A 26,903-nucleotide genomic window follows, 5' to 3' on the forward strand; every position below is an offset into this window, starting at 1 on the left:
TCCCGCGAAGCGGGCACTCTCGCGATGACATGCATCCCGAAGGGTGGGAGCCAGCCTGCTGGCGAAACCAGCTCACAGCACCGCGTAATACACCGCCCCGTCCCGCACCACCGTCAACAACAACTGCCTCACCCCCAACGACCCCTTCGTCGGCAGGCTCTTCACCCCCGCCACCCGCTGCTGCGCCACCGCCACGACGATATCGCCGTCTTCGAGCCCGGCCGACGCCGCCCGCGAGCCGCGCTTCACCCCGCTCAGCGCCACGCCGTACAAGCCCTGCGCCTTCTGCTCCGGCGTCAGATCGCTCAGCGTCACCCCCGCGAGCCGCGCATCCACCTTCGCGCCATCCACCGTGGCGATGGCGACCGCGGCGATCGTGGCCTCGACATCCCGCGATGCCCCATCACGCTTCACCCCGAGCTTCACCTTCGCGCCCAACGGCAGCAGACCCTCCGCATTGCGGACATCCTGCGCCCCGCGCACCGGCTTGCCATCCACGGCCGTCAGCACATCGCCCGTCTGCAGCCCCGCGCCATCCGCCGGCGAGCCCTCGTTCACGCGCGTCACCACCGCGCCGACGCTGTCCTTCAACCCCAGTGCCTGCGCGATACGCGGCGTGATGTCCTGCACCTCCACGCCGAGATTCCCGCGCCGCACCTTTCCATACGCCAGCAACTGCTTCATCACGCCCGTGGCCAGATCGGTCGGAATGGCGAACCCGATACCCACGTTGCCGCCCGACGGCGTGAAGATCATCGAGTTGATACCCACCAGCTCGCCGCGCAGGTTCACCAGCGCGCCGCCGGAGTTACCGGGATTGATCGACGCATCCGTCTGGATGAAATTCTGGAAGCCCTTGCCGAGCCCCGAACGCCCCAGCGCCGACACCATGCCCGACGTGGCCGTCTGCCCCAGACCGAACGGATCGCCCACCGCCACCACGAAATCGCCCACGCGCAGCTGCGTGGAATCCGCCACCGGCAGCGCCTGCAGGCGCTCCGCCGGAATCTGCAGCAACGCCACGTCCGTATCCGGATCGCTGCCGATCAGCTTCGCTTTCAGATCGCGCCCATCCTGCAGCGTGACCGTGATATCGTCCGCGCCCCCCACGACATGGTGGTTGGTCAGCACGTAGCCCTTGGCCGCGTCGACGACCACGCCCGAACCCAGGCTCTGCTCCACGCGCTCGCGCGGCACGCCCTGGTTTCCGAAGAGCTGGCGGAACAACGGGTCGTCGAAATACGGATCGCGTGCCCGCACGCGCGTCTTCGTCGAGATGTTGACCACCGCCGGCGTCACCTTCGCCAGCATCGGTGCCAGCGAGGGCAGGGGCTGGCCGTCGACGGATGCGGGCAGCGACGCGAATGCCGGTGTCGCGAGGCACAGGGCAAGCGCGACGCCGAGCGCCGCGAAAGGGGTTCGCCGGTAAGTGCTGGCGGGCATGGAAAAGCTCCTTGAGTGGTGTGATCCGGACGCCATTCGACCACGCCACCGCCCCCCAGTTTCAACCCTTGAGACTTGCGTCTCAGACACTTTACATCGACCCCTCCCGGGCTTAAGGTACACACCGGCCGCAACCACAACATCTTGTGTTCCTTCGTTCGCTATTTACCAAGTGCTGGTGCTGCGGATACTCAGGTTCATGCTTCAACCCATCGTCGGCAAAGCGTTTTCCGGCAGGCGAAGGGAGATCAGGGATGGTCGACGTGGCTTCGTGGGGGAGGCCGTCGACGGGTTGCGCCGACGCATACCAATAAAAGGCCCGACAAGGGCCGATTTTCGAGGACGACACTTCAATGAGCACAGCACGTGCGCAAGCCATCGGGCTTGAGACCGCCGCGATTCCGCTTCAGCCCGCCTCGTACGACATCTGGGACAAGAAGTACCGCCTGAAGGCCAAGTCGGGCGAGCCCGTTGATGCCTCCGTCGACGGCACCTACGAGCGTGTCGCGCGTGCGCTGAGCGCGGTGGAAGCCACCGACGAGCTGCGCACCCACTGGTTCGAGCGTTTCCTCTGGGCCCTGCGCCGCGGTGCGATCCCCGCTGGCCGCATCACGTCCAACGCTGGCGCGCTGGCGCACAAGCCGGCCACCTCGACCATCAACTGCACCGTGTCGGGCACCATCCACGACTCGATGGACGACATCCTCGAGAAGGTGCACGAGGCGGGCCTCACGCTGAAGGCCGGTTGCGGCATCGGCTATGAATTCTCCACGCTGCGTCCGCGCGGCGCGTACGTGTCCGGCGCCGGTGCCCACACCTCGGGCCCGCTGTCGTTCATGGATATCTACGACAAGATGTGCTTCACCGTCTCGTCGGCCGGCGGCCGTCGCGGCGCGCAGATGGGCACGTTCGACATCAGCCACCCCGATGCCAAGGAATTCATCCGCGCCAAGCGCGAAGACGGTCGCCTGCGCCAGTTCAACCTGTCGCTGCTGATTACCGACGGCTTCATGGACGCCGTGGAAAACGACCAGGACTGGCCCACCGTCTTCCCCGTGCACGTGAAAGAGCAGGGCGAGATCGACCTCAACGACACCAGCAAGGTCGTGTGGCGCGAGTGGCCCACCCGCGAGAACTACGTCACCCGCGACGACGGCCTGGTGGCCTGCAAGATCTACGGCCACATCCGCGCCCGCCATCTGTGGGACATGATCATGGTCTCGACGTACGACTACGCCGAGCCGGGCTTCATCCTCATCGACCGCGTCAACGAGATGAACAACAACTGGTGGTGCGAGCACATCCGCGCCACCAACCCCTGCGGCGAGCAGCCGCTGCCGCCGTACGGCTCGTGCCTGCTGGGCTCGGTGAACCTCACCACCTTCGTGCGCGACCCGTTCGGCCCGAAGGCCCGTTTCGACTGGGAGGAATACCGCGAGGTCGTGCGCGTGTTCACCCGCATGCTCGATAACGTGGTCGAGATCAACGGCCTGCCGCTGCCGCAGCAGCGCGAAGAGATCCTCTCCAAGCGCCGCCACGGCATGGGCTTCCTCGGCCTGGGCTCCACGCTCACCATGCTGAAGATGCGCTACGGCTCGTCCGACGCCGTGGGCTTCACCGAAGAAGTCTCCCGCGAGATGGCGGTGGCCGGCTGGGAAGTGGCCCTCGAACTCGCGAAGGAAAAGGGCCCGGCGCCCGTCCTGGCACGCGACTACGAAGTGACCGGCGACATGCTGCGCAAGCGCCCGGAGATGGTGAAGGACGGCTGGAAGATCGGCCAGACCATCAAGGGCAGCATGCTGCACGCGAAGTACTCGCGTTACATGCAGCGCGTGGCCGAGGTCGCTCCCGAGCTGGTCGCGCAGCTGGCCGAAACCGGCGCGCGCTTCACGCACCACTCGTCGATCGCGCCCACCGGCACCATCTCCTTGAGCCTCGCCAACAATGCCTCCAACGGCATCGAGCCGAGCTTCGCGCACCACTACTCGCGCAACGTCATCCGCGAAGGCAAGAAGTCGAAGGAAAAGATCGAGGTCTACAGCTACGAGCTGCTGGCCTACCGCGCCCTGATCAACGGCGACGCCATGCCGTACTCCGATGACCCGAAGGCCCGCCTGCCGGATTACTTCGTGGCGGCCGACGACATCAGCCCCAAGGAGCACGTCGACATCCAGGCGGCATCGCAGAAGTGGATCGACAGCTCCATCTCCAAGACGGCCAACGTCCCCACCGACTACCCGTACGAAGACTTCAAGGACATCTATTTCTACGCGTACAAGCAGGGTCTGAAGGGATGCACCACGTTCCGTTTCAACCCCGCCGCGTTCCAGGGTGTGCTGGTCAAGGAAACGGATCTCGAGAACACCCTCTATCGCTTCGAATTGGAAGACGGTAGCGTTGTCGAACTGAAGGGTAACGAAGAAGTGGAATACGACGGTGAAATGCACACCGCCGCGAACCTTTTCGATGCCCTGAAGGAAGGCTACTACGGCAAGTTCTGACCCCGCGGAGAGGGAAAAAAGTATGTCGATCGAAAACCAGGTCGTCGAGGGTGAGCTGCCCTTGGACGACGCCAAAGACAGCGACACCACCCCGGTAGCGGAGACGGAAGTCGCCGCGGAAACGCCGGCGCCGGTCGTCGCGAAGAAGGTCGTCAAGCGTAAGCCGGTTGCCCGCAAGGTGATCGACACCACGCCGGCACCGACCAGCGATACGGCAGCGGACTACGACACCAACGACCTCGAGCCCGACTTCGTGTCCGGCCCGGAAGCCAAGGCCAAGCCCGCTCGCAAGGCTCCGGTGAAGAAGGCCGCGAAGAGCGCCGGCTCCGCCGAGTCCACCGAGACCACGGCCGTCGCCGCCCCGGCAGCGAAGAAGGCTGCCAAGCGCGCACCGGCGAAGAAGGCCGCCGTGGCCGAAGCCGCGCCGAAGAAGGCGGCTGGCAAGAAGGCTGCCGCGAAGAAGGCCGCGCCGAAGAAGGCCGCTGGCAAGAAGGCTGCCGCGAAGAAGGCTGCGCCGAAGAAGGCTGCCGCCAAGAAGGCGGCACCGAAGAAGACCGCTGCGAAGAAGGCCGTCAAGAAGGCTGCCGTGAAGAAGACGGCCGCCAAGAAGGCCGTGAAGAAGACGGCCGTCAAGAAGGCCGCCGTCAAGAAGGCACCGGCGAAGAAGTCGGCAGCCAAGAAGGGCGCGGTCAAGAAGTCGGCCGGCCGCAAGGCAGCCGTCAAGAAGGTAGCGCGCAAGGCCGCCGGTCGCGTCGCGAAGAAGGCCGCACCGGCCCGCAAGTCGACGAAGAAGGCCGCCGGCAAGGTCGCTCGCAAGAGCACCGGCCGCGCCGCGGTAAAGAAGGCGGTCCGCAAGGCCGCCGGCAAGACGACCGCCCGCAAGGCTGTCGGTAAGAAAGTCGCCAAGGCGACGAAGAGGTCCACTGCCAGCAAGACCGGCCGCACGTCCGCTCGCAAGAGCCCGGGTCGTGGCCGTCGTAAGTAAGTAGCACCCATCCGGCCCGGCGTACGCGCCGGGCCGGATATCCAAGAGAGAAGACCATGGCGATCAAGATCGAAAAGAAGATCAAGGGCTACAACGTCGTTAAGCCCGAGGACAAGGCCGCACCGGCTCCCGCACCCGTCGCGGTGAAGGAAGTCGCGCCCGTCGCCGAAGTCATCCAGATGCACGAGAGCCTCGAGCGTCCGGAAACCCTCGTCGGCAACACGTACAAGATCAAGTCGCCGCTCTTCGAGCACGCGCTGTACGTGACCATCAACGACATCGTCCTGAACGCCGGCACCCAGCACGAACAGCGCCGCCCCTTCGAGCTCTTCATCAACTCGAAGAACATGGACCACTTCCAGTGGATCGTGGCGCTCACCCGAATCCTGTCCGCCGTCTTCCGCAAGGGTGGCGACGTGACGTTCATCGTCGAAGAGCTCAAGGCCGTCTTCGACCCGCGCGGCGGCTACTTCAAGGCCGGCGGCGTGTACATGCCCAGCATCGTCGCGGAAATCGGCGGCGTGATCGAACAGCACATGAAGTCGATCGGCCTGATCCACGATCCGGAAATGAGCGACGCGACCCGTCAGCTCATCGCCGAAAAGCGCGCGGCCTACGAAAACCAGTCGAAGCCGGCAGCCCAGGCCGCCGCGCCGGCCGCTTCCCCGGTGGCAGCCAGCCCTGCTGGCGATAGCCCGTCCGCCGATAGCCACACCAACGCCTCAGGCTTCCCCGCCGGCGCCACCCTCTGCGCGAAGTGCAACACGCAGGCCCTGGTGCTGATGGATGGGTGCCAGACTTGTTTGAATTGTGGGTATTCGAAGTGCGGGTGAGCTCGCTTGCCGCGAACGATGCATAAAAAGCGGTGTGGGGATGTCCATAAGGTGCTATTCGCGGCCCCATAAGTGCTAGTGCCGCCCCCATAAAGCGCTCGGAGCAAGACGGTCTCCAGGGCAGACCCTGCATTCGACTACTCGCTCGATAAAACCCTGATGCAAAACTGCTACGGATGAACTCGCGCGCTCTGGGAGAGCGGCACCCGGAGATATGCGTGCAGATCGTGGAGGAGCTGTCCAAGGGCGAACCGCTAAGGGCTTAGGCGTTGCGCGGTGGTTCAGGTGCCCCAATCTGCGCAACCTGATCGAGCACTATGGGTGGGAGAGCCACTGCCCGCTCTAGTGCAGGCGGAAGTGCACGTATCTCTTCGAAATTCTTGACCACCGCGTCCGCATCGGACCTCGCGTCAGCCCGGATCATGGCAGGATGTCTGAGATAGGCCATCCACGCTCTATCGAAAGCGGCACGAGGACCTTCATCGAGATAGAGTGCGTTCCGCATCCACCACTCCCTGATGTCGTTTCCTGTTCGCCTGTGCTCTTCGTCGGAGCCGTAAAGGTTGCGAAACATCATGAATGCCATACGGTACGCGTCTTGGTGTACCTCAAGCCTCTTCTCAAGCGCGGCAGATCGCATGGAGTGGTGGGCGCGTAGCGATTCAGTAAGTTCGGCGAGTCCGCGCTGATTCGTGTCCCGGATATCCTCAACGATCTTGGTCAGATCACCGAGGTCTTCCTTAGACGCTCGGTTCTTACCTTTTTCCGTCGTGTATCCCCGAAGGAAGCCGCCGGCTAGGCCACCAAGGAAAGATAGGGCCGCGATCGCAAGCGCATATGCGAGGTTCATGACTGCTTCTATGCCCCCATCTTGAATAAGATCCGCATCTGCTTTCGAGCTTGGGTCGTTGCTTCGATCATTGAACGGAAGAGCAATGCGCACACTACCTTAGTTGCCTGAATTTATGTCTTCTTCTGCGTAGTTGCCCGCGACGAATGCTCGAGTCTTGGGCGTATTCGCGACTAGGCGAGTGTGCACGTATGCGAGCTTCTGCATCGCTTATCACCGAACTCCCTTAGATTATCCAAGCGCTCGGTGATCGTAGATGGCATAGCGGTGTGCTGGGGGAACTCTTCGACACCAAAAATAGCCATAGTGAGTCCGTCCTCAGGGGTGTCCATGATCTCCACCACGCCATCGCACACCGCTGTCACTCTTCGATCTGAAGTGGGTACCCAACGCGTTATTGCGTGCCCTCGCGGCGCGGTCGCTTGAGCGCATCCGATCATTTAACGAGCGCGCTGTAGCTCGTTCCCACACTCGTTGGCCTTGCTGCCGATTATTGCGCCAAAGCACACCCAGTTCTGTATATCGGCGGGGCTGCATGATCCATGAGGAGCTATCCCGTATTGCCTCATGACGATTACAGCGGGATAGCATTCTCGCGTCGCTACGGAAACTATGAAGGATGAGGGCACGATCGACAAACACCTTGACGATGCCCCTTAGTCGGTATCCTCTAGGGCATTGATCTAGGGCGAGAGGAACGATTGTTTCTCGTTCAAGCTCTCGCGGTCCCTGCGCTATCGGAGCTGGTGCTAAGCTTTCCGACTGAACTAACTTTAACGTGGACCTTCCGGACGATTGATCGACATATATGGACACTGTCTCGGCAAAGACGCGATCGAAGATGATGTCAGGCATCAAAGGCTCGAACACAAAGCCCGAGTTAAAGGTGCGTCGATACCTTCACGGGCTAGGATTTCGCTACAAGCTCCATGTCCGGAAATTGCCTGGTAGTCCCGACCTCGTCCTTCCGCGATGGAATGCAGTAGTTCAAGTCCACGGATGCTTCTGGCACGGTCATCATGAATGTCCCTTCGCGACCACGCCGGCCACAAGGGAGGATTTCTGGGTGAAGAAGATCAATGACAACGCCAGAAGGGATGCGCGGACAAACGCTGAGCTGAGGTCCCTTGGCTGGCGTGTTGGGGTGATCTGGGAGTGCGCGCTAAGAAAGACGGAAGCCGTATCGCTGCACGCACTGGCTAAGTTCATTGAATCCGATCAATCCGACATAGATATTGGTATGGGTGGCATTCGGACACATCCATTACACAGTACAAATCCAGATGGGGGTTGAGGTTTTCAAGCACTCATACTTCTCTAGTGCGCTCCAACGCCGGGTGATTGGCGAGGATTTCGATAAGTTACGTACAAATGCCAGCCTATCAGGATCGGCGATATGAAGCGCCCGTGTCATACGAATCCCTCTTCGAGGCCGCGTCGGAACGCTTCTTCTAGTTTCTTGAGGCGGAAGGCTTTCGGCGCGAACGTTCCCGTCAGTGCTGCCCACTCAACGACTTCCTTCTCCCCGTCAGTGAGCTGATCCTCCACGTCGTTCCAATCGCGGAGTCGCCGCCACGTACCATCGCTCCAAAGTTGTTGGGCGCGTTCTCGCCAAGAAATCCGACTTCCTGCCTGTCGATCTCCGTCCGATACTACGTTCGCAAGGAATGCGTCCGAAAGACGTATGCTGCTTTCCTTTATGCGAATCCAGCACGCCTCACGCTTCACCCATTCCGTCACAAGACGGTTGCGTACAAGTTCTTCGGGAATCTCCATCAACAGGGGGAGGACCTGCTGCGCGACGCGTGTGGCCTCAGCCATAAAGTATTTGGGCGCCCGCTGAAGCTTCCAGATTTCTCCATAGTTCGGTTGAACGTCAAGGTCACGCATCCGATCGCTCATGATTGCCAACGTATAGGTAGTCAATGGGCGGACAATTGAGCCCGGATACCACGTTTGCGCCGGGATGGCGGCGTCAACAGATCGGGTCAAAATTGCGCGACAAGCCAGCCGCTGGAAATAGTCGGTGTCAAATCGCGCAGGATCGTTTGCCCAGGCCTGAATCACGTATTTGCCGAACGCAGCAATGTTCTTCTGCGCGCCCGAACTAACCACGTTGGGCAGGCCGTCGAACGTCGATTCATACCGAGCGACGTCTGTCTTTGTCAGGACCTGCTTTTTAGGGTTTAGCACCTGCCAGAACTTTCCCGCGACACCCTTTTTTCTCTTGAGCTCAACCTTGTAACCTCCGGCTGTTCTCTCAAAATACCAATACGTGTTTCCTTCGCCTAGAGCTCCGGGTGGAGCCAATGTCTGACGGGAAATCGATTCAAGTCTTTTGAAATAGGGGTGCCCGGCGAAAAGATCAGATGCAGACACCGCATTTTGAGCATTCGCATAGCGCGCGATGTTGTGCACCGCATCTTCGAATCCGTCTTCCTGCAATCGCGAGAGCTTCATCTGAACCCTGACTTTCGATAGGTCAGCTCCCGCCTTACTCGCCCAGTATAGGGATGCCGTTGTCTGTCCCCCGTTGACGATCTGCAGTCCTTGGGCCTTCACGATCTCCGTGTATCCCGAGCTTGTAGTGCTTACCTCAAGATCCGAGACGGTGACGGTCAACCCATTGTTGAATGCAAAGAACATGCCCGGCTCGGTGCGAATGGTGTCTCGTATTCCCTTGTTTACCTTTCGATTATCGCCTAGAAACGCACGTACGTTCTGCTCAAGTATACGACCGCCAAAACTGTCGTAGAGCGAGGCAAGGATCTTTCCTGGCATAATGCATAGGTAGGACTCGTACTGTGACGCTTCATCGAGCCCCGCGGCCAAAGCGGGAATGCCCTCACCGTAGTCGCCAATGAAATCAATCGCGATCTCTTCCCGGCCTCGAGCGGACGCGTCCATTCGCGCCAAGCGCGCGATATCCCAAAGATGGGCCTCGACCGAAAGCGGCCCCAGCGCCATTTCCGGAATCTTTCCAATTGAACCGCCTAGCGGCCGATCTGATATGAGATAGATGCATGCCTTCGTCATTTCACCACTTGTGGCGAATGAAAAGATCTCTCTGCAGACTGCGTGAGCATCGTGGCTCTCGTCCCAGGAAGACGCGAGCGAATCGTGCACGCTACCGATAAGGAAACGGAATGCGGCTTGAACGGTACGCCTTGCTTCTTCCGTAAGGATGGGATCAGGGTCATCGGACCCGGAAAATATTGAAACGATGAGGTTGAGCACGCCGTCGCTGGGAGAAAACCCGTAAGCGTCGAGCTGAACAACCCAGCCTTGCGAAGTTCGCCCGATTAACCTGCAGATATTGTACTCAGTAAATTCTTCTCCTGCCTCGAGAGTCGCGCAAGCGCGATCCACAAATCGAGTTGCGGTATAGCCCAAGCCAGCAGCTTGCTCCGCGTCAATTTCGCTGAGTAGTGAGTGTCTGTAGAACGTTACTTCTTCGTCCATGGGCATAGGCCATCCCTCTGATTCAGATTTGAAAAATAAAGCTTGACGGTGCAGCGAAACCGCCAAGTTGGCACAGGTCGAGCGTGTAGCGTGCGCCGGTAATGGCGGGTGCGACGAGAGCTCGCGAGATTCTGGGGAACAGCTCGTTGACTTCATATGCCTGCTCACCAGTCACGACGTAGCTATACTCATCGTATGCCTTGTGCCGAACGTAGCCACGCTTCAGTAGTGCGGTCTCTAATACATCTTCCTGGTGCGCACTCGAATGCCTGGCTACGGCAAGAAGGCGATCGCAAATCTGATTGAGCGAAAAGCCGTCCCCTGCCGTCGCGTGGACAAGCTCGACTACCAGCAGGAAGAGGGGCAGGTGAGCGGAATCGAGCTGATGAAGCGATGAGATCTGAACCTCGTGCTTTGATCCTGCTGATCTTGTTTTGACCTCAACGATCTTGTCCGCAAGTGCAAAATCTTGAGGGTGTTCGTCCGGTGCCACCCACGCAGGCAGGGCGGTCTCAATGCCCAGAGAAGCAATCAGCCTCTCTAGAACGTGTAGCTCTCCCATCAGGCCCCTGATTTCGTGCCCTTCCATAATTGACGTCCTTGCCTTGCTCATCAAGGAATGCCAGTGATCCATCCGGCGGAACACTCGTCTCGTCGCAGCCGCGGCCGTCGGCTCTTGCGATGAATAGTGAATGACATCGCGGCAAAGTGTTAAGAATACCTCGCGGTCTTCTGCTGTCCGAAGAAAGATTCGTACCTCGGAGGTATCTGCGTCAGCCTCAGTCTCTAAGGCGATCCCTCGAAGGTTCGGGAGCCTCGCGGGAACTGACTCGGTGACGACGTCCCGCAGGAGAAGACCTGGAGCGCCATCACTCCTTCGCACCCAATAAAGATCGAGGGCGTGCTGTTCGTCTATGCGGCGTCCGACTAATCGTTCCCCGTTTCTACCGATCTCTGACCATGGGTCATCAATCGCCATACACTTCATCCTCGTCATCGGTCTCCTCGTCTAGTGCCCCATACAGTTCGCGATACGCGATCACGTTTGCCGTGTAGGAAACCAGCTTCTCCTTTGCACCCGCACTTAGTCCCGGAAAACTCAGACCATACGCCGCATGAACGCCCCTGTCCTCGTGCGGTTCACTCTGTGTGTGCGTTTGGAGGACGTGAAGCATCAGCAGTGGCCGTGTCCGATGACTCCGATATACGTGGTCGGGAATGTTCTTTGTGCTCCCGCCATGAGAGGCGATCGCCGCGGCCTGTTCTTGGTCACTTAGGCCAATGCGTTCAATGCCGCGTGATGCGACTCGCCTCTTGGTTCCAGAGACCAAGAGCGCGTTGTCAAAGCGCCCCGAACTGCTCGGCTTTACCGCGCGAGTCTGCTTTCCGATCTCAAGCCCGTGGATTTGAGTGGTTTTGGCGTCTGTGTCCGAGCTTGAGACCAGCACCACATCCCAGCCATCGAAGCTCCGTTCACGAATAAACGTAGACAAAGGGGCAGCCTGAACGTCCAGCTGGCCGGGGTGAGTTCCGAACGAGGAGACGAAATCCAGAATCAGATCGGAACTCACGCCGCTGAAAAGGTGGTTTGGTAGCCGTCCCTTTCCAACTTTTGTGTGCGATGCATCGGTAGAGAGCAGCATCTTTGCGACCAAGTCCTCGACCGCGGAAATGTTTCTCGTCCTCGCAGCCTCGGACGCGATCAGAACCGATGTCTCGACTAGTTTGCCGGACAGTGAAATCGCGCGGACTATTTGCTCCGCGTTGCGCATCTTGTCACGGGCGGTTACAAGGAGTGTCCCTGGATGGCTTCGTACTGCTAAGCCGAAATCCATTGGAGTGAGCCCATTGAGCTCCATCCTGCGAATCTCGTCACGTAGCTCCTCAGTGGCGTCAGCAATAAAGCCGTACCAATCGCTGGCCTCGGGACGAAGAAACAGTCTGCAAAGGTCCCGATACCCGTCCCTGTATCCGAACCAGCGACCCATCTGTAGCAGTGTGTCGTACATCTGCGTGTTGCGCAGGAAATAGCTAACGGTTAGCCCCTCTAGGGTGAATCCGCGCGACAATGAGTTTCCGCCAACTGCGATGACGTTCAGGCCAGTGTCGGCGTACTTACCGTAGTCAAGCTTTCCGGAGTTCCTTGACGCATTAACCTCTACCACGGACATTCCCGCCGCAGCGCGATGGAGCATCGCTTGGATCTCTTCCCAACTCTCCTTGCCGGCAGAATAGTGCTTAGTCCAAGTGGTGTGCAGTGCGCCAAGTATTGGATCGCGAAGTGCCATATCAACCGGTAAGGCATGCCGGTTTTCAATTGCCAACTGCATTGCCATTAGATGTTGCGATATGGCACGAGCGACATCCCCTTGAATCTTCGTGAATCGCGAGACGTTCACGAGCATCGAGTGGTGTCTGTTCCCTTGTCCCCGAAGAGTGCGAATCGCTTTCGACAAGACGAAGCAGTCAACTGCCTCGGCCAGACTGGGATGAAGCTTGTCGACAACCCAATCTATCTTGTGCGTCACCGGAAGCCACTCGTCGGTCTCCGTTAGATCAACGGTAAGACCATCTTCGTCAGACAGAAAGAACTCGCGCGCTCCGACATAATTGGAGGGAGGCTCCAACCCGACGATGAAGTCGCGGGGAAAAAGATCTTTCCCTTGCCCCTCATTTTCCACGTCGGGATCGATGAATATGTTTGCGAATGGCGTGGCTGTGTAGCCAATATATGCATTGCGGGTCGAGAGACTGAGCAGCTCTCTGATGAGTCGATTGATCGTTCGCGGCGCCTCTGGATCCTTTGATGTATCAACCGAAGCGTTGTCTGCTTCGTCATCGATGACGAGCATGGGTAAGGTGAGGCCGCCCTTTGACGCGCTAGTGCCACGTATCCAATCGATTAAATTGTTAAGAATCGATGGATTCTTCTTTATGACGAGGATGACGGGTTCGAGGTTGTTTTGTAGAGGATTTCCCAAGCTCTCGGCCCTTGCTCGGCTGAAGTCATGCGCCCGGCTCGTATATGCGGTTGCCGTAAAGCCAGGGTTTATTTCGCCGACGCCTACTCGATCGACGTTCGTCTGTCGACTGAGGATCTGATCACTGTCGCGCCCGACAAAGCCGTAATCGACTCGCTCCTGTGTTTGTGAGCGAAGATTACTATGCACACCCGCAATCAAGATGATTACGCGGTAACCGACGTCTGAAGCTTTATTGATCACGCCTAGGTAGTTGGCGGTCTTTCCGCTCTGAACATGGCCAACAGCTAAGCCACGCCGCGACCAACTGCCCTCTGTACTCGGATCACCCGCAAGGTCGACGATGGTATCCGTAACTGCCGCTACAGCATTTACCACGTGTTCGCTCATGCCGCCTGCTATCAGAAAGTCACGATAGCGGCGCCAATAGCGAAAGTTGATCTCATGCGCTCGAGCTTTGAGCCACGGCTTGTGCCCGCTTGCTTGAATGGTGTGTGCCGGGCCAAGCACAACCTCGAATTCGCGTTCGATCTGCTTGGCGGCCTCCACGATTTCTGAATCTGTGGGTTTGGTAGGCAGAAACGGAAGCGCCGCTAGATCACGAACCACCTTGATTATCTCGTCAGGCGTCTGCGCAGCCCTTTGAGCCATGGCCATTCGCGCGAGACCTAGCAACTGTTCGGTTGACATACGGGTTCCCTATTCCTCAATCTTGCGCATAGTTGCAAGGACGGCGCGTGCGGATGGCTGACTGGCAAACACCGGGGTTGCCAGGATGGTTTCTGCTATGGCGCTTGGGAGAGTTTGTTTGCCTGGCGCCATCGCCTCGACGAAAGCTGCCAGAAGCAGCCTAAGCTCGCCTTCTTCCACTTGCTGCTGATGAACCGACTTCGGTGTCGAGGCGATATCGGAGAACAGCGTCTCGAGGGGAAGTGTGGCTTCGATGGCGAGCAGAATCGATGCCACGTCTTTTCGGCTCCCCACGGCATCTTGGAGTGCGGCTATCATCGGATGATCCCGGCGAATCTCGTATCTAACCGAGCCGCGCTCTTCAACTCGTACCCATAGAGACAGCCCTGTGCCTGATCCATGTCGACTGCCTCGATACGTATAGGGCCTGCGGGCGGCCTCAGTCATTCGCTGGACGAGCGGCCGAAGCCTCGCTCGTATCGCAGTGGGAATGTTGATGCGCGATTTCCTGACATCGATGCTCCATTCCGAATCTAGCGATGTCGGTACATCAACGCGCACGCGCAATAGCTTCGTCAGTTCGGAGCGGCGAGAAAGTCCCAGCCAATTACCTCCGGACACCAAACGCCGGGCGCGGTAAATGTACAGACCCTGTGTTTCGACGAGGGTGGCACCGAGCTCAAGCGCGGCCATCTGGGCGGTAGAAAGATTCTGGTGATGCGGAAGCGTAAAGCCTTGTACTGCGATCTCGCCCTTGCCCATCCTAAGGAGCTCAACCTCATGAGCATCGGCAAACGGAGTACATGCTTGAGCAAAAGGGTCAGCCGCCTCGAGCTCCGCACCATTAATGCGCAAGGTTAGCTTTGCTTTTGGATCGTCGTGTTCAGGCGCCAAGAATCTGTGGAATGTCAGTGCCAGATGAGCCCGTGCTCTGCCGAACAGCTCATTGAACGCGGCGTACTTATGATCGGGTTCATCACCAAGGGCGTCTAGGCGATCTAGCTTTTGCCAGAGGACTAGTGTCCCCGAGGGGCCAATACTGTCGACGAGCGGGAGGTGTTGAATCTCCCCCTCGTCTAGAACCTCCAAGACCCATTCGTCCTCGCTTATTACGAGATCGAGGTCCCAGCAACGTGCCTCGAGGGCGCCGCCTGCCCGAGACACAACGGTCAGTCTCCTACATTGACTGAATGATGCCGTCTTCATACCTAGGCCGAATCGGCCTAGGTCGCCGGCATCCCTAATGTCCCGGGGACTGCGACTTCCGTGTTGCATCGCACGGGTAAGCTCGTCGGAATTCATGCCTCGACCGTTATCCAGCACCGCCAGATAAGGTCCATTGCCGGGCGAAATATCGTTGACGATGTCAATCGACGACGCGGAGGCTGAGATGGAGTTGTCCACGATATCGGCGAGTGCGCTCTCGAACGAGTAGCCGATATCTCGCATCGACTCTAGAAGTCGCGCGGCACTCGGCCGCAACGTCAGCTTTCCTTGGCTGTCTTTAAGCACGCTTGTAGTCCCTATCCCCATGTACCGCGTTGAGCAGCACGGTCCAAGGAATATGATCGGTCCGGACGGTGCTCTAATGGCCTTGCGAAATATACTTAAGTCTGGGGGCGCGATCAAAGATATGTCGATCGCTTCATAATCCCCAGTGCCCCGCCAAGCAAGCCTCGCGACGTCAAATAAATGGCGCTGATCACGTCCGGGCGCTTTGGTATCGCAATCGCGCCGCGGAAGGAAACGTGGGCATTGAACGTCCGTTCCCGTTGCGCACCGTGCAGCGCGAGAGCTGGGCCGTCGTTGACAATTTCTCGCCAGGTGAGATCCTGGGATTCTATAATTCGGCCGTTCAGAAGCTCAATTGACTATGCACATCCCTGTCGTCGACATTTTTGCCGGCCCTGGCGGCCTCGGTGAGGGCTTTTCTGCGTACGCTCCCGGCGCAGAGGCTGGCTCACGGCCATTTCGTATCGCCATTTCTGCTGAGATGGAGGTAAACGCCGCCAAAACGCTTCGACTTCGTGCTTTCTTCAGGCGTTTTGCTCCGGGGCACGCACCTAGGAGCTACTACGACTATGTGGCGGGGCGAAGGGAGCTCCCGTGGACGGAAGCGACGAAATCAGATTGGGAGGAGGCGGGGCGGGAAGCTCGACAGTTGACACTAGGCGTCCGCGACGACGATCTCTATCTGCATGGTCGTATTCGTGAGGTCGCAAAGCACGAGCGGCCTTGGGTCTTGATTGGTGGCCCACCATGCCAAGCCTATTCTCTGGTCGGTCGCGCACGCAACGCAGGCACAGCTGGATACAGGGCTGAAGACGATCACCGTCATTTCCTATACACGCATTACTTGAAGATCGTGCGCGAATTCCGTCCCGCTGCTTTCGTCATGGAGAACGTCAAAGGCATTCTTTCGTCGAAGGTAGGTGGTAGTCTGATGTTTCCACGCATTCTTGACGACCTTCATATGCCTGGAGGAGCGAAAGGTCCGAGGTATCGGATCGTTCCGATGGTGGTGCCGAGTTCCCGCGCTAAGGAACCAAGCTTCTTGCTAAGGGCAGAGGAGCTCGGTGTTCCGCAGGCCAGACATCGAGTTGTGCTCCTTGGAATTCGCGATGATTTAGACGCATCCGGACTTAGATACCTTCGAACCAGCGAGGCTCGTTTTGGTGTTCTAGACGCAATTGGTGGTCTGCCTCGCCTTCGCAGTGGGACGACCGATGTGGACATCAGCTCGTGGTCGGACTTCGCGTACGCCTTGCTTTCCGGGACGGGCGGGATGGTCAAGGATCACAAGGTTTCGGAGCGACTTTACAGTCTTGCTGCAAGGGTGAAGCGAGCCGATCCCGGAAGGGGGGGGCGGTGGATGCCGAAGTCCGCCGGCTGTGATGTAGTTCCTAGCCATCTCAGCAAGTGGATTGTCGACGGGAAGCTTGATGGAATCCTTAATCACGAAGTTCGCGATCACATGTCGGCGGACATGGCGCGGTACGCGTTCGCGGCCGCTTTTGGAGAGATTCATAAGCGATCTCCGCGCGGCGCGGAAGAGTTCCCAGGCGCACTCCACCCACTCCACGCAAACTGGAGTAGCGGAAAATTTGTTGATCGTTTCAAAGTTCAGATCGGAAGCAAGCCTAGCTCGACAGTAACCAGTCATTTATCAAAAGATGGCCATTACTTCATCCACCCTGATGCCAGCCAGATGCGTAGTCTGTCTGTGCGAGAGGCTGCGCGACTCCAAACGTTTCCGGATAACTACTTTTTTGAAGGATCAAGAGGCGCTCAGTATCGTCAAGTTGGGAACGCAGTTCCGCCGTGGATGGCTACGCAAATTGCAGATGTCGTCTACTCCGTCTTGAAGAATTAGGCTCGACCCGGTATCGAAGATCGCGCATATGGAGCCATGTTGGAGCCGGATTTCGACGGCTGCGAACATTCAATGCAGCAAGCTAAAGTTTTGTCGGTGGCCCCAAGCTCAAGGCGCAAGTTGCGTCGCGCTCGTCGTGCTCGTCGCGGCCGAACGCGCGAATTCAGTGCGGTCTATTGGCTGGGGACGGTGAGGCTGAGCTCATCATCAGGACTACAGACAAGGTGGCCGCATTTTGCTACGGTCCGATTGTTGTTCTCCACCTCATGCGTGGAGCGCAGCGGCCGCGCGTCGGCAAAAGCGCGAGCCAGGAGCGTTGCAGCGCCCCTGACCCGCTAACCACAACCAACTGTTCTGGAGTCGATAGTGGCTACCCACGATCATACGGCACCCGCTCGCCCGCCGAATCCCCCCGGCGACACCCCACCCGGTTACCGGGCTGTCTGCATCCGTCGCAGACGCGGTTGATCGACCGGGCGTCAGCGCTTTTTTCTGAGGTTTTTCTCGGCCGTGTGACCCGGCGCGTGCTCTCGCGGGCCGCTTCCACGAGCTGACGCCTCTCCACGTCGTCAATCAAGCTGTCCGGCGCCCGGTCACGGGCAGCCGGTGAACCGCGAGTCCTATGGTCCGCGGCACGTCGCTGTGTGGGCGTGCCGCGTCAGGACGGCGGTGATTTCTTCCAGGGAGGTTTCTTATGTCTTTACCCGGTCGTTCGTCGACGCTTCGTGCCGTCTATCCGCTTGATCCCGAGGCCACCACACACGATCTGTTGAACGGCGCGGTGGAGTGGCTCGGTTACGCGCGCACCCTTAGCGAATTCCTTGCCGACCTCATCCACGAGTCCGATGCCGTTGAGTGCGGGCGTGTGGCGTTGTCGCTTGAAGCGATCGCTTCGCTTGTGCAGATCGGTGCGCAGTGCACTGCGCAGGCGCATGCGCGGATGACGTGGGAGAGGGCAGAGAAGAACTGAGGCAATTTTTCAGAATTGTCCTATGTACCGCAACCTAATTTTGCGGTGAACTACACATCGAAGTTTCCATTACGGAAGCTTCGACGCGAGCTGTGGACGTCCGGACGCCGCCTTTTGATCGCGCCCGCTGTTCCGCCAACCAGAGAAGTTGCATCAACGCTGCGCTATCGAGTGCGGTGTCAGGAGAGTTTTGCTTATGGATTGGAAGATCAAGACGGCCCTTGCGCTCACGCTGCTCGCGGCAGCAGCTATCGGTGGGTGTTTCCTCGCTGGCTACCTCACGCTCACCTTGCTACGAGTTTCACTACCGCTGAGCTGGAACACCTGGCTGCTTTACTGGCAGGCGATAGAGCACCCGCAGGTAGCGCCGTACGCGTGGCGGATCAAGCTGGCCGGAGGCATCGGATTCGGTGCCGCTATCTTCGGCTGGCTCGCCTTCGTCGTGCCCATGCTGCGAAAGCCCGCGCGCTCTCTGCACGGCGAGGCTCGCTTCGCGACCGTGGCCGAGGTCGCTAAGGCGGGACTGTTCAACAATCGTTCTGACGGTATTGTCGTAGGCAAGCTGGCTGGGCGATTCATCCGTCTTGTCGGGCAGCAGTTCGCCTTACTTGCCGCGCCGACCCGTTCAGGCAAAGGCGTGTCGAATGTGACGCCTAACCTGATGCTTTACGGCGAGTCTGTGGTTGTCCTGGACATCAAGCAGGAAAACCATGCTCAGACCAGTGGGTGCAGGCTGGCGATGGGGCAGGATGTCTACATGTTCAACCCGTTCGCAGAAGACCGGCGGACCCACCGCTGGAACCCGTTGAGCTACGTTACAGATGACAAGGACTTCCGTATTTCGGATGTGATGTCGATCGGCGAGTCGCTCTATCCCGATACGACACCCGACAACAAGTTCTGGGTCAGCCAGGCACGCAACGCCTTCGTTGCCTTCGCGTTGTATCTGTTCGAGAAGCGCGACAAGGAACGAAATGACTTTGCGCCAATTATCAGTACTCCGACGCTCGGTCATGTGTTTCGCCTTTCGAGCGGCACGGGTGGCGACCTGAAAGGCACACTGCGCGACCTCTCGCGCCACGACCACCTAGGTTCCGACGCAAGGCAGGCTTTCGCGAATCTCACGTCGCAGGAAGGACCTACCTTCTCGTCGATCATGGGCATGTTCCGCGAGCCCCTGAACGCCTTCCTGAACCCGGTTCTCGACGCCGCGACCAGCGGCGACGACTTCCTGCTCACGGATGTACGCCGGAAGAAGATGACTGTTTACGTATGCGTTCTGCCTAACAAGCTGGCGGAGAGCCGGGTCATCCTCAACCTGTTCTTCAGTCAATTGATCAAGGTCAATACAAAGGAAATGCCATCCAAGGAAAACGGGCTCAAGCATCAGTGCCTTCTTCTCATGGACGAGTTCACGTCGATCGGAAAGATCGACATCCTCGCGGACTCAGTAGCCTATATCGCCGGCTATAACCTTCGCTTGCTAACGATCATCCAGAGCCTTTCACAGCTCGATGCGGTCTATGGTCAAGACGTGGCGCGCTCCTTCGTAACCAATCACGCACTGCAAATCATCTTCACGCCACGGGAGCAGCGCGACGCCAACGAGTACTCCGAGATGCTCGGGCATTCGACCGTTCGAACTGAATCGCTGTCGAGGGGGCGCGACGTCAGTAAGAGCTACAGCGACCAGCGTCGCGCCTTGATGCTTCCCCAAGAACTTAAGGCAATGAGCCCGGAGAAAGAAATCATCATGTTTGAAGGGATCGGGCGGCCCGTGATGTGCAAGAAAATCAGGTATTACAAGGACCGGAAGTTGAAGAAGCTGGTCAGGCCACCCGCAGAGGTTCCGCGGATGAAGCTTTGAAGATGTTCAGCGCTGAGCGGCTGAGCGGCTGAGCGGCTGAGCCGTTATCCATCTACCAGACAGCGTGTTGTGATCGGAGCTGGCGCCGAACGCAGAGCGACCCACCGAATTAAGGAGGCGTGCACATGAAGAGAAAGGCGCTGACAAGCCAATGTCCGGCGAACGGCTTTGTCGGATTCAAGACAGCCTCCGTAGCCATAGCGTTGGTCGTTGGCTTGGCCGTTGATGTCGCCGCCCCGCTGTACGGCCGCGATGTAGTGGCCGAGGGTCGACGCCTCGGGTTGCGCCCGACCTATAAGGGTTGCCTTGATGCATCAGGGGGCGTCATACCCGACATGCGGGACTGCATCAGCGAGGAGATGGGCTACCAGGATGAGCGACTTAATCGTGTTTACAAACAAGTGATGGCGAAGCTCGATCCAACAGCTAAGAGGGCATTGCGAGATGAAGAGCGTGCGTGGATTCTCCAGCGCGACATCGATTGTGATCCCGGTCCTGAGCCTGGGCAGGGCATGGAGCTGGATGCGTATGGATGCGCGGTCAGATCAACGGCATCACGGGCTCGTGAGCTAGAACAGATGCTGCAGAAGTAGAAAACGTCACCGAAGGAGATCGATTAGATGGAAGCTGGAAGGGGTTGGACTATCGGTCAGACATCGCGCCGATATGAAGCAGGCGGTCGAGGGGCGGGAACCATCTCGACCGGAAAGGGCGATAAGGGCGGTGTGTCGTATGGACAGTATCAGTTGTCCAGCAAGGCGAAGACAGTAGACGAGTATTTGAAGTGGTCAAAGTACCGCGACGAGTTCGCCGGGTTGGAAGTCAATAGCCCTGCGTTCAAGCAGAAGTGGAAGGAACTGGCCTCAGTTGACTCTGGTTTCGGTGTAGATCAGCACGAGTTCATCAAAGCCCATCATTACGCGCCACAGATGCGGGCGCTCGCGGGCCAAAGCATTGACCTCACTACACGTGGCCCAGCCGTGCAAGATGCGATCTGGAGTACCTCGGTTCAATACCGCGGTCTGACGCAATCGGTTTTCAAAAATGGACTTACAGAAAAATTCGGTCCTAATTTCAAGCTGTCGGACCTGAGCGATCAACAGATTGTCGAGGCAGTGCAAGATTACAAAGCCGCTCACGTGGAATCAAATTTCAGAGGCTCTCCCGAAAACTGGGAGGGGATACGAAACCGCATTCGCGACGAAAGGCGAGACCTCGTTGAATTTGCCAGAACTGGTGTGCACCCCTCCCTGACTGAGGACTCTCCTGAGATTGCACGGTCCTCGAACACTCTGAAGCTCGGAATGCGTGGGGATCGCGTCTCGAAGTTGCAGAGCTCGCTTCGGGACCTAGGGTACTTGGGATCTGACGGGAATCAACTCGTGTCCGATGGCCATTTCGGGCCGAACACGCGAGATGCTGTCCAAGCGTTCCAGCGATCGTCCGGGCTCACGGCAGATGGTCAGGTTGGGGCGAAGACGATGTCGGCTCTGGAGGACAAGATCGAGGCAGCGAAGAGTCTCGATGTTGACGGCATGGCTCACGAAACACCTTCACAGAATCACGAGCCATCGAGGGCTCCCATCGACTTGACCGATCCCCGTCACCCCGACCATACCCTTTCTAGCAGCATCCGGGCTGGCGTCGTCGAGCTGCATGAGAGGGAGCAAATTTTGCTGTCCAGCGACCAAGTGGACAGAGTAACGGCTGCGTTGACTGCTGAGGTAAAGGGGGCTGGCCTGACGCACGTGGACGAGATTCGGTTCGGCAGGCTGCCTACGGGCGAGCTACATCCCTCGATTCATGCTTATCAGGTGCTCGACGGACGGTTGGATCATCCATACACCATGCGGGCCTCGGTTTATGGTCCGGATGCGGTCAACGTTCCGGTCGAGACGTCCCAGGAAAAGCTGCAGCAGGTAAATCAGCAGATTGATAACCAGCAGCAGATGGACTTGCAGGTTCAACAGGGTATGCAGCAGCAACAGAGCTCGCCGGAGCCTTCGATCGGCGGCTCCTGATGTTGTGAGGCGCCAAGAGTCGCCGCTGTATCAGTTCGCTCAGCGGCGACCGCTTGGTCTCAGGCAACGGATTGCTCGGACTTTGCCCCGCCGCTCTCGATCAATCAACGCGGAGAAGTCCGGCCGGTCTATCGTTCGTAATGCACTCAAGTTGCCCGAGCGCAGACCTGCTCGGGTACCAGAGAGACGCGGTCGCGCCACGCCTCGCGTAGTTGACGTACACCTGTTGATAGAGCGTCGTGATGTCACCGAAGATGTTCTTGTATCGAATGCGAATCAAGACGCCTTTCTGGATGGTGTTGGCAGTCTTCACTGGCCATATGACGCGATCGCTGTGTTCTTGGACCGACGCCAGAAGATCTTGCAGTGACTCGTTTTCTCGGGCCTTCGTTTCGTCGGGCGACGTACCTAGGGTAACGTCCGCATCGTACGGACAGAAGTCGGCAGGAATGTCTGGGTGAACCGTCCCGACAAGATCGTCAAGCGACAGCACGGGATAAGTGAATGAGTTAGTGGCCTCAATCGTTATTCCGCGCGTACTGATCCTCTGAAAGATGTTGCTCTTCTTTACTCGAAAGGGCTTCAGGGCGTCGATGCGCGACGACGTGCCTGGCGCGATCGTATCTACCGTCAAGCCTATGGCCGGGAGATCTGAATCTGCTTTCAGCGCGACGGAGAGAAACGGCCTCGAGCTGTCTTCGAGCCAGCGTGTGAAGCGGGCCCCCGTAATAGCGACCTTCGTCGGATGCGTCGCCTTTAGATACGCATCCTGAACCGTCGATGCGTTGAAGTAGCAATGAATCTCGATTTTTGCGTTGCCGGCCTGATTGCCAGCAGTAGGGCTGCAATTGCCAGATGTTGACTGATCAGCGCTTACGATTGGGGAGGCAAGGATCAATGCTGCGAAGATCATGCGATTCATGGCTAACGTCCAATGTTTATGGTGCCGCCGTTCATCGTCTCGATAACGGGACTATTCCTGCCACTCGTCTTTTGGATCACCCGTGCCTGCGGTGGGAAAAAATAGGCAGAAAGTACGTCAAATACGTGCTTGCGACAGTCGTTTCCCTCCTTCGCAGCATCCAGGACCTGGTGTGCGAGGACGCCATCGTGCGCTTCTGATTCGTACCCAATCTTTCCGTCCACGCCTGCCTTGGCGAGTTTGCGGAAGAGCCTGCTGAGCGAAACCTCGACCTCGGCAGAGCCTTTGAAAGACGAGCTTGAGCCGCCGGTAGCTACTTTCGTGCAAATGTAGTCGGCCTCAGCGTTGATGTAGCCTAGTGCTTGCTCTGGCCTTTGTCTCTGGGCGCTGGCGTGGGCGGCCACGCCGGCCACTATGAGGGCGACAAAAGCTTTCACTGCGACGTGCATATGTTCATCCTTGTGTGGCGCGTGCACTCACCTGTTGCCCGCTCGATCGCCGATGGCGATACGACTAGAGATCGGCTACACGGAGAAGATCTTTAGCCCAACGCTGATGCGTCGGTCGAGTGGAAGGCCGTTGACGGGTGGCTCGGCCGACTCATTTGGCGCTCCGCCAATGCCTTGCCGGTGGTGATCGAGCGGGTAGGATTCATCGGTACCGTGGCGCGATGACGCCCCGCCTCCCAGCCTCCTCCCTGAGCTCAGTAAACGCCGCAGCAGCCCTCTCATAAGACCCAACATCCTGCAACGTCGGCACCGTCACGTCCTCACCGTTGTCGAGCCCAACCAGCGCCGCATCCACAAGCTGCTCCGCCGTAATGAACGACTCATCCGGAAACACCGAATCGTCGGCACCCGCTGCCGTCAGAAATTCCGTGCGCACCGGCCCCGGCAGCACGCACTGCACACGCAGGTTCGTCCCGGCCGCTTCCAGCTGCAACGACCGCGTGAAGTTGAGCACAAACGCCTTCGAAGCGCTGTAGGCCGCGCCATTCTTCAGCGCGCGGAACGCGCTGATGGAGGCGATGTTGACGATGGTGCCGCCGCCGCGTGCTTCGAACGCCTGCACGGCGGCGAGCGTCAGGCGCGCCAGTGCGAGCACGTTGACGTTGATGAGGTTCGAGAGCGCGTCCGCGGACGTCGTGGCGAGAGAACCGATCGTTCCGATACCGGCGTTGTTGACCAGGAAACCGATAGTGGTGTCGTTCGCGATGCTCGCCTCGACTGCGAGGCATCCTTCGGTGGTGGTGAGGTCCGCCGTCAGGGTGCCCACCTCGACGCCGTAGTCGCGTGTGAGCTGAGCGGCAAGCGTTTCGAGGCGGTCGGCGCGTCGGGCGACCAGCATCAGTGCGTGGCCCCGTTTCGCGAGGCGGTCGGCGTAGACGGCGCCGATGCCGGAGGAGGCGCCGGTGATCAGGGCGGTGGTGCGGGATGTCATGGACGGTTCCGGATGGGGGCGCGACGTTCAGTCTAGTGGCCGATGTCGGACGATACTTTTACGCCCATGTCGCATGTCGGCCGTTTCGGCGCACGGCTATGTCGCCCATCGACACTCATCACCCCTCAATAGGCAGGCGGCGCCGCCCCGACGATGCAGCAACTCGCTGCACGCCTCACCGTCGCCCCGGCGCACGCCGGGGCCCACCGCCCCGGTTACCGGCCGTGACGACAGCGCCGCATCGATGTGCGCGACGGTGCACCGCGAAGATCCGATGCCGCGCTCGGCGGAAACCGATTGCATCGCCGTGGATCCCGGTTTGCACCGGGATGACGGTGAGGGTGCCCCGGTATCGCTCGGTATGCGGCAACGCAAGTTGCTCTCGGGGTGCACAGGATGAAGAATGGCGCCGACGCACTTCGTACTCAGGCCGGAGACGTACGCCATGACCATCGTCATCACCGCTTTCGAACGCTCGCCCGACGGCGGCAAGGGACTGGCCCGCGACACGCGCGTGCGCTGGGCGCTGGAAGAGGCCGGCCTGCCTTACGAGGTGCGCCTCGTCTCGTTCACGGCGATGAAAGAGCCCGAGCATCTTTGCGTGCACCCGTTCGGACAGATCCCCACCTTCGAGGAAGACAACCTCGCGCTGTTCGAAACCGGCGCCATCGTGCTCCACATCGCACAGCACTACGGCGGCCTGCTGCCCGAGGAAGACACGGATCAGGCGCGAGCCATCATGTGGATGTTCGCCGCGCTCAACACCGTGGAGCCACCCATCCTCGACGTGTTCGTGGCCAAGGTGCTCGAGGGCGACAAGCCGTGGGCGGAAGAGCGCATGGTGCTCGTGAAGGATCGCGTGCGCGCACGTTTCCGCCAGCTGGCGGCATGTCTCGGCGACGACGAATGGCTCGATGGCGATTTCAGCGCAGGCGACCTGATGATGGTCTCGGTGTTGCTGCGCGCACGGCCGTCGGGCCTGCTGGATGAATTCCCGACGCTGGCGGCATACGTCGCCCGCGGCGAGGCAAGGCCGGCCTACCAGCGCGCGTTCGAAGCTCAGCTAAAGGTCAACACACGCGTGTAGTAGCACAAGCGTGCGCGACGGCTTCTCGCCGAACCTGCGAGCTGTCGCGCAAGGCCGCACACGGAGTCGAAAAGCCATCGCGCCCAGGTACGCTCCGCAAGCATGTGTCTCTCGTCATCTTCGTTGCGCATGGCACCCCGTGCTATATCCATCGAATGACCACGGAGACCGTGTAGTGAGCATCCATCCGACCCTGGCGACCCTCGCCGCACTTGCGCTCGGCGCGCTGCCACTCACCGCTCTCGCCACCGATGACCTCGATGGACGCTACGACGTCGGCGGCCGGTCCATCCACCTGAAGTGCGAAGGCACGGGGGCCCCGGTGGTCGTGATCGATGCGGGACTGGGCACGGCTCCCGCGGGCGATCCGGGTTGGCTCGGCATCGCCGGTAAGATCGCGCCCGTCACGCGGGTTTGCCTTTACGACCGTGCGGGCCTCGGCGGTAGCGATCCCGCGCCATCGCGACCGCGCACGAGCAAGGATGCGGCGACCGACCTGCACGCCGCGCTGAAAGCGGCGCACGTGGACGGGCCTTACCTTCTGGTGGGCCATTCCATCGGCGGTCTGCATGCGCAGGTCTTCGCCAGCCTCTATCCCGACGACACGGCCGGTCTGGTCCTCGTCTCGTCCACGCACCCGGATCAGTCGAAGGCGTGGCTCGCGGCACTTGGCCCGGCCAAGGCAGGCGAAGAGAAGGCCGCGACCGAAGCCCGCACCTTCATCGGCACCGTGCAGACCAATCCGGCGAAGAACGAAGAAGGGCTCGACATCGTGCAAAGCGCCGCGCAGGCGAGGCAGCTGCACACGCTGGGCGCGAAGCCCGTCATCGTCGCCACGCACAGCCCGCGCTTCCGCATGGTGCCGGGTCTGTCGGAGCCGATGTCGATCAAGCTCGAAGGCGAGACGCAACGCCTGCAGAAGCAGTTCCTCTCGCTGTCCACCAACGCGCATCAGAACATCGCGGCCACGGCAGGGCACGGGCTACCGCATGAGGATCCGGCGTTCGTCGTGGCGAATATCCTGCAGGGTGTCGCGGCGGTGCGGGGCATCGCGGCGCCGGCGGAACCGAAGGCGACGAGTGGCGCCAGCACCCCGCGCCCGTCCTACGACGCATGCCTCCAGCAAGCGAACACCACCGCTGACATGGTCGGCTGCGCCAACGACGAATACGCCTTCCAGGACAAGCGCCTCAACGACGTCTACAAGAAACTGATGTCCACGCTGCCCGAGGCGGAGAAGACCACGCTCCGTGCCGAAGAGCGCCAGTGGGTCGATGGCAAGACGCGCCGCTGCAAGCCCCCGCGCGACGGCGGCACCCTGGCGGTGGTCGAGGCCTCGGGCTGTGCCGTCGAGGAAACCGCGAAGCGCGCGGCGGTGCTGGAAAAGAGGCTGCCCAAGGCATCGCAGTAAACGAACCAGCGCATTTCCCGCAGTCCCGATCGCCCTCTCAGGGTGCAGGTCGCTTCGGTGGTTACAG

The 26,903-nt window shown here is 59.6% G+C and carries 20 protein-coding genes; 11 read left to right on the forward strand and 9 right to left on the reverse strand.

The features are described 5' to 3' along the window. Positions 1-72: 72 nt before the first annotated feature. Positions 73-1,443, reverse strand: a complete 1,371-nt coding sequence (locus BMX32_RS08540; RefSeq protein ID WP_089977312.1) for a Do family serine endopeptidase — start codon at positions 1,441-1,443, stop codon at positions 73-75. Between the two features lie 353 nt (positions 1,444-1,796). Here BMX32_RS08540 and BMX32_RS08545 point away from each other — a divergent pair, with 353 nt between their 5' ends. The 3 genes from BMX32_RS08545 (at position 1,797) to BMX32_RS08555 (ending at position 5,762) form a co-directional block, all read left to right on the forward strand. Beyond that, complete coding sequence (locus BMX32_RS08545; RefSeq protein WP_089977316.1) at positions 1,797-3,944, forward strand: adenosylcobalamin-dependent ribonucleoside-diphosphate reductase; 2,148 nt, start codon at positions 1,797-1,799, stop codon at positions 3,942-3,944. A gap of 409 nt (positions 3,945-4,353) precedes the next feature. Continuing rightward, positions 4,354-4,929 carry a histone gene (locus BMX32_RS18640; protein WP_211664234.1) on the forward strand — a complete coding sequence of 192 codons (576 nt, stop codon included), beginning with the start codon at positions 4,354-4,356 and terminating at the stop codon, positions 4,927-4,929. A gap of 56 nt (positions 4,930-4,985) precedes the next feature. Continuing rightward, positions 4,986-5,762 carry a TSCPD domain-containing protein gene (locus BMX32_RS08555; protein WP_089977319.1) on the forward strand — a complete coding sequence of 259 codons (777 nt, stop codon included), beginning with the start codon at positions 4,986-4,988 and terminating at the stop codon, positions 5,760-5,762. A gap of 262 nt (positions 5,763-6,024) precedes the next feature. On the opposite strand, the gene BMX32_RS08560 is transcribed toward BMX32_RS08555, so the two are convergent. Further along, positions 6,025-6,612, reverse strand: a complete 588-nt coding sequence (locus tag BMX32_RS08560) for a hypothetical protein (protein WP_089977322.1) — start codon at positions 6,610-6,612, stop codon at positions 6,025-6,027. Between the two features lie 808 nt (positions 6,613-7,420). Between BMX32_RS08560 and BMX32_RS08565 the strand changes: the two genes are divergently transcribed. Next, complete coding sequence (locus BMX32_RS08565) at positions 7,421-7,906, forward strand: very short patch repair endonuclease (protein WP_089977325.1); 486 nt, start codon at positions 7,421-7,423, stop codon at positions 7,904-7,906. A 116-nt stretch (positions 7,907-8,022) separates the two neighbouring features. Here BMX32_RS08565 and BMX32_RS08570 read toward each other — a convergent pair whose 3' ends face one another. The 4 genes from BMX32_RS08570 to BMX32_RS08585 are packed head-to-tail and all read right to left on the reverse strand — an operon-like array spanning position 8,023 to position 15,257. Beyond that, positions 8,023-10,074 (reverse strand): AIPR family protein, encoded by a 2,052-nt coding sequence (locus BMX32_RS08570; protein WP_170843613.1) that lies wholly within the window; start codon positions 10,072-10,074, stop codon positions 8,023-8,025. 22 nt (positions 10,075-10,096) lie between these two features. Next, positions 10,097-11,071: a PD-(D/E)XK motif protein gene (locus BMX32_RS08575; protein ID WP_089977332.1), complete on the reverse strand. Its 975-nt coding sequence runs from the start codon at positions 11,069-11,071 to the stop codon at positions 10,097-10,099. Then, positions 11,043-13,745: a Z1 domain-containing protein gene (locus BMX32_RS08580; RefSeq protein WP_089977335.1), complete on the reverse strand. Its 2,703-nt coding sequence runs from the start codon at positions 13,743-13,745 to the stop codon at positions 11,043-11,045. The genes BMX32_RS08575 and BMX32_RS08580 overlap by 29 nt, the downstream gene beginning before the upstream one ends. Positions 13,746-13,754: 9 nt before the next feature. After that, on the reverse strand, positions 13,755-15,257 hold the full coding sequence (locus BMX32_RS08585) for an ATP-binding protein (protein ID WP_170843615.1): 1,503 nt from the start codon (positions 15,255-15,257) through the stop codon (positions 13,755-13,757). Between the two features lie 361 nt (positions 15,258-15,618). On the opposite strand from BMX32_RS08585, the gene BMX32_RS08590 reads away from it, so the two are divergent. The 5 genes from BMX32_RS08590 (at position 15,619) to BMX32_RS08610 (ending at position 21,976) form a co-directional block, all read left to right on the forward strand. After that, positions 15,619-17,118, forward strand: a complete 1,500-nt coding sequence (locus tag BMX32_RS08590) for a DNA cytosine methyltransferase (protein WP_089977342.1) — start codon at positions 15,619-15,621, stop codon at positions 17,116-17,118. A 694-nt stretch (positions 17,119-17,812) separates the two neighbouring features. Beyond that, on the forward strand, positions 17,813-18,088 hold the full coding sequence (locus BMX32_RS08595) for a hypothetical protein (RefSeq protein WP_089977346.1): 276 nt from the start codon (positions 17,813-17,815) through the stop codon (positions 18,086-18,088). Between the two features lie 196 nt (positions 18,089-18,284). Beyond that, positions 18,285-19,955: a type IV secretory system conjugative DNA transfer family protein gene (locus BMX32_RS08600; RefSeq protein ID WP_089977350.1), complete on the forward strand. Its 1,671-nt coding sequence runs from the start codon at positions 18,285-18,287 to the stop codon at positions 19,953-19,955. Positions 19,956-20,080: 125 nt separating this feature from the next. Continuing rightward, entirely contained in the window at positions 20,081-20,548 is a 468-nt protein-coding gene (locus tag BMX32_RS18910; protein WP_244511478.1) for a lysozyme inhibitor LprI family protein, read from the forward strand. Positions 20,549-20,575: 27 nt separating this feature from the next. Then, positions 20,576-21,976, forward strand: a complete 1,401-nt coding sequence (locus BMX32_RS08610; protein WP_089977353.1) for a VgrG-related protein — start codon at positions 20,576-20,578, stop codon at positions 21,974-21,976. Between the two features lie 100 nt (positions 21,977-22,076). On the opposite strand, the gene BMX32_RS08615 is transcribed toward BMX32_RS08610, so the two are convergent. The 3 genes from BMX32_RS08615 to BMX32_RS08625 form a co-directional block, all read right to left on the reverse strand. After that, positions 22,077-22,898, reverse strand: a complete 822-nt coding sequence (locus BMX32_RS08615) for a hypothetical protein (protein ID WP_089977357.1) — start codon at positions 22,896-22,898, stop codon at positions 22,077-22,079. A gap of 2 nt (positions 22,899-22,900) precedes the next feature. Next, positions 22,901-23,347, reverse strand: coding sequence for a hypothetical protein (locus BMX32_RS08620; RefSeq protein WP_089977360.1), 447 nt, complete (start codon positions 23,345-23,347; stop codon positions 22,901-22,903). Positions 23,348-23,549: 202 nt separating this feature from the next. Next, on the reverse strand, positions 23,550-24,338 hold the full coding sequence (locus tag BMX32_RS08625) for an SDR family NAD(P)-dependent oxidoreductase (protein WP_089977363.1): 789 nt from the start codon (positions 24,336-24,338) through the stop codon (positions 23,550-23,552). Between the two features lie 445 nt (positions 24,339-24,783). Between BMX32_RS08625 and BMX32_RS08630 the strand changes: the two genes are divergently transcribed. Both BMX32_RS08630 and BMX32_RS08635 read left to right on the forward strand, forming a co-directional pair. Continuing rightward, a complete protein-coding gene (locus tag BMX32_RS08630; RefSeq protein ID WP_089980138.1) occupies positions 24,784-25,425 on the forward strand; it encodes a glutathione S-transferase family protein in 642 nt (213 codons plus the stop codon). Between the two features lie 175 nt (positions 25,426-25,600). Next, the gene (locus tag BMX32_RS08635; RefSeq protein ID WP_170843616.1) at positions 25,601-26,836 is read left to right on the forward strand and encodes an alpha/beta fold hydrolase; all 1,236 of its coding nucleotides are present in this window, start codon (positions 25,601-25,603) and stop codon (positions 26,834-26,836) included. Positions 26,837-26,903: the final 67 nt, after the last annotated feature.

Source organism: Luteibacter sp. UNCMF331Sha3.1 (assembly GCF_900109915.1).
GTDB lineage: Bacteria > Pseudomonadota > Gammaproteobacteria > Xanthomonadales > Rhodanobacteraceae > Luteibacter.

Bases quoted from the DNA above. Each gene is read 5' to 3' on its own strand.
- BMX32_RS08540 (WP_089977312.1), bottom strand. From the start codon at position 1,443: ATGCCCGCCAGCACTTACCGGCGAACCCCTTTCGCGGCGCTCGGCGTC.
- BMX32_RS08545 (WP_089977316.1), top strand. From the start codon at position 1,797: ATGAGCACAGCACGTGCGCAAGCCATCGGGCTTGAGACCGCCGCGATT.
- BMX32_RS08555 (WP_089977319.1), top strand. From the start codon at position 4,986: ATGGCGATCAAGATCGAAAAGAAGATCAAGGGCTACAACGTCGTTAAG.
- BMX32_RS08560 (WP_089977322.1), bottom strand. From the start codon at position 6,612: ATGAACCTCGCATATGCGCTTGCGATCGCGGCCCTATCTTTCCTTGGT.
- BMX32_RS08565 (WP_089977325.1), top strand. From the start codon at position 7,421: ATGGACACTGTCTCGGCAAAGACGCGATCGAAGATGATGTCAGGCATC.
- BMX32_RS08570 (WP_170843613.1), bottom strand. From the start codon at position 10,074: ATGGACGAAGAAGTAACGTTCTACAGACACTCACTACTCAGCGAAATT.
- BMX32_RS08575 (WP_089977332.1), bottom strand. From the start codon at position 11,071: ATGACGAGGATGAAGTGTATGGCGATTGATGACCCATGGTCAGAGATC.
- BMX32_RS08580 (WP_089977335.1), bottom strand. From the start codon at position 13,745: ATGTCAACCGAACAGTTGCTAGGTCTCGCGCGAATGGCCATGGCTCAA.
- BMX32_RS08590 (WP_089977342.1), top strand. From the start codon at position 15,619: ATGCACATCCCTGTCGTCGACATTTTTGCCGGCCCTGGCGGCCTCGGT.
- BMX32_RS08595 (WP_089977346.1), top strand. From the start codon at position 17,813: ATGTCTTTACCCGGTCGTTCGTCGACGCTTCGTGCCGTCTATCCGCTT.
- BMX32_RS08600 (WP_089977350.1), top strand. From the start codon at position 18,285: ATGGATTGGAAGATCAAGACGGCCCTTGCGCTCACGCTGCTCGCGGCA.
- BMX32_RS18910 (WP_244511478.1), top strand. From the start codon at position 20,081: ATGAAGAGAAAGGCGCTGACAAGCCAATGTCCGGCGAACGGCTTTGTC.
- BMX32_RS08610 (WP_089977353.1), top strand. From the start codon at position 20,576: ATGGAAGCTGGAAGGGGTTGGACTATCGGTCAGACATCGCGCCGATAT.
- BMX32_RS08615 (WP_089977357.1), bottom strand. From the start codon at position 22,898: ATGAATCGCATGATCTTCGCAGCATTGATCCTTGCCTCCCCAATCGTA.
- BMX32_RS08620 (WP_089977360.1), bottom strand. From the start codon at position 23,347: ATGCACGTCGCAGTGAAAGCTTTTGTCGCCCTCATAGTGGCCGGCGTG.
- BMX32_RS08625 (WP_089977363.1), bottom strand. From the start codon at position 24,338: ATGACATCCCGCACCACCGCCCTGATCACCGGCGCCTCCTCCGGCATC.
- BMX32_RS08630 (WP_089980138.1), top strand. From the start codon at position 24,784: ATGACCATCGTCATCACCGCTTTCGAACGCTCGCCCGACGGCGGCAAG.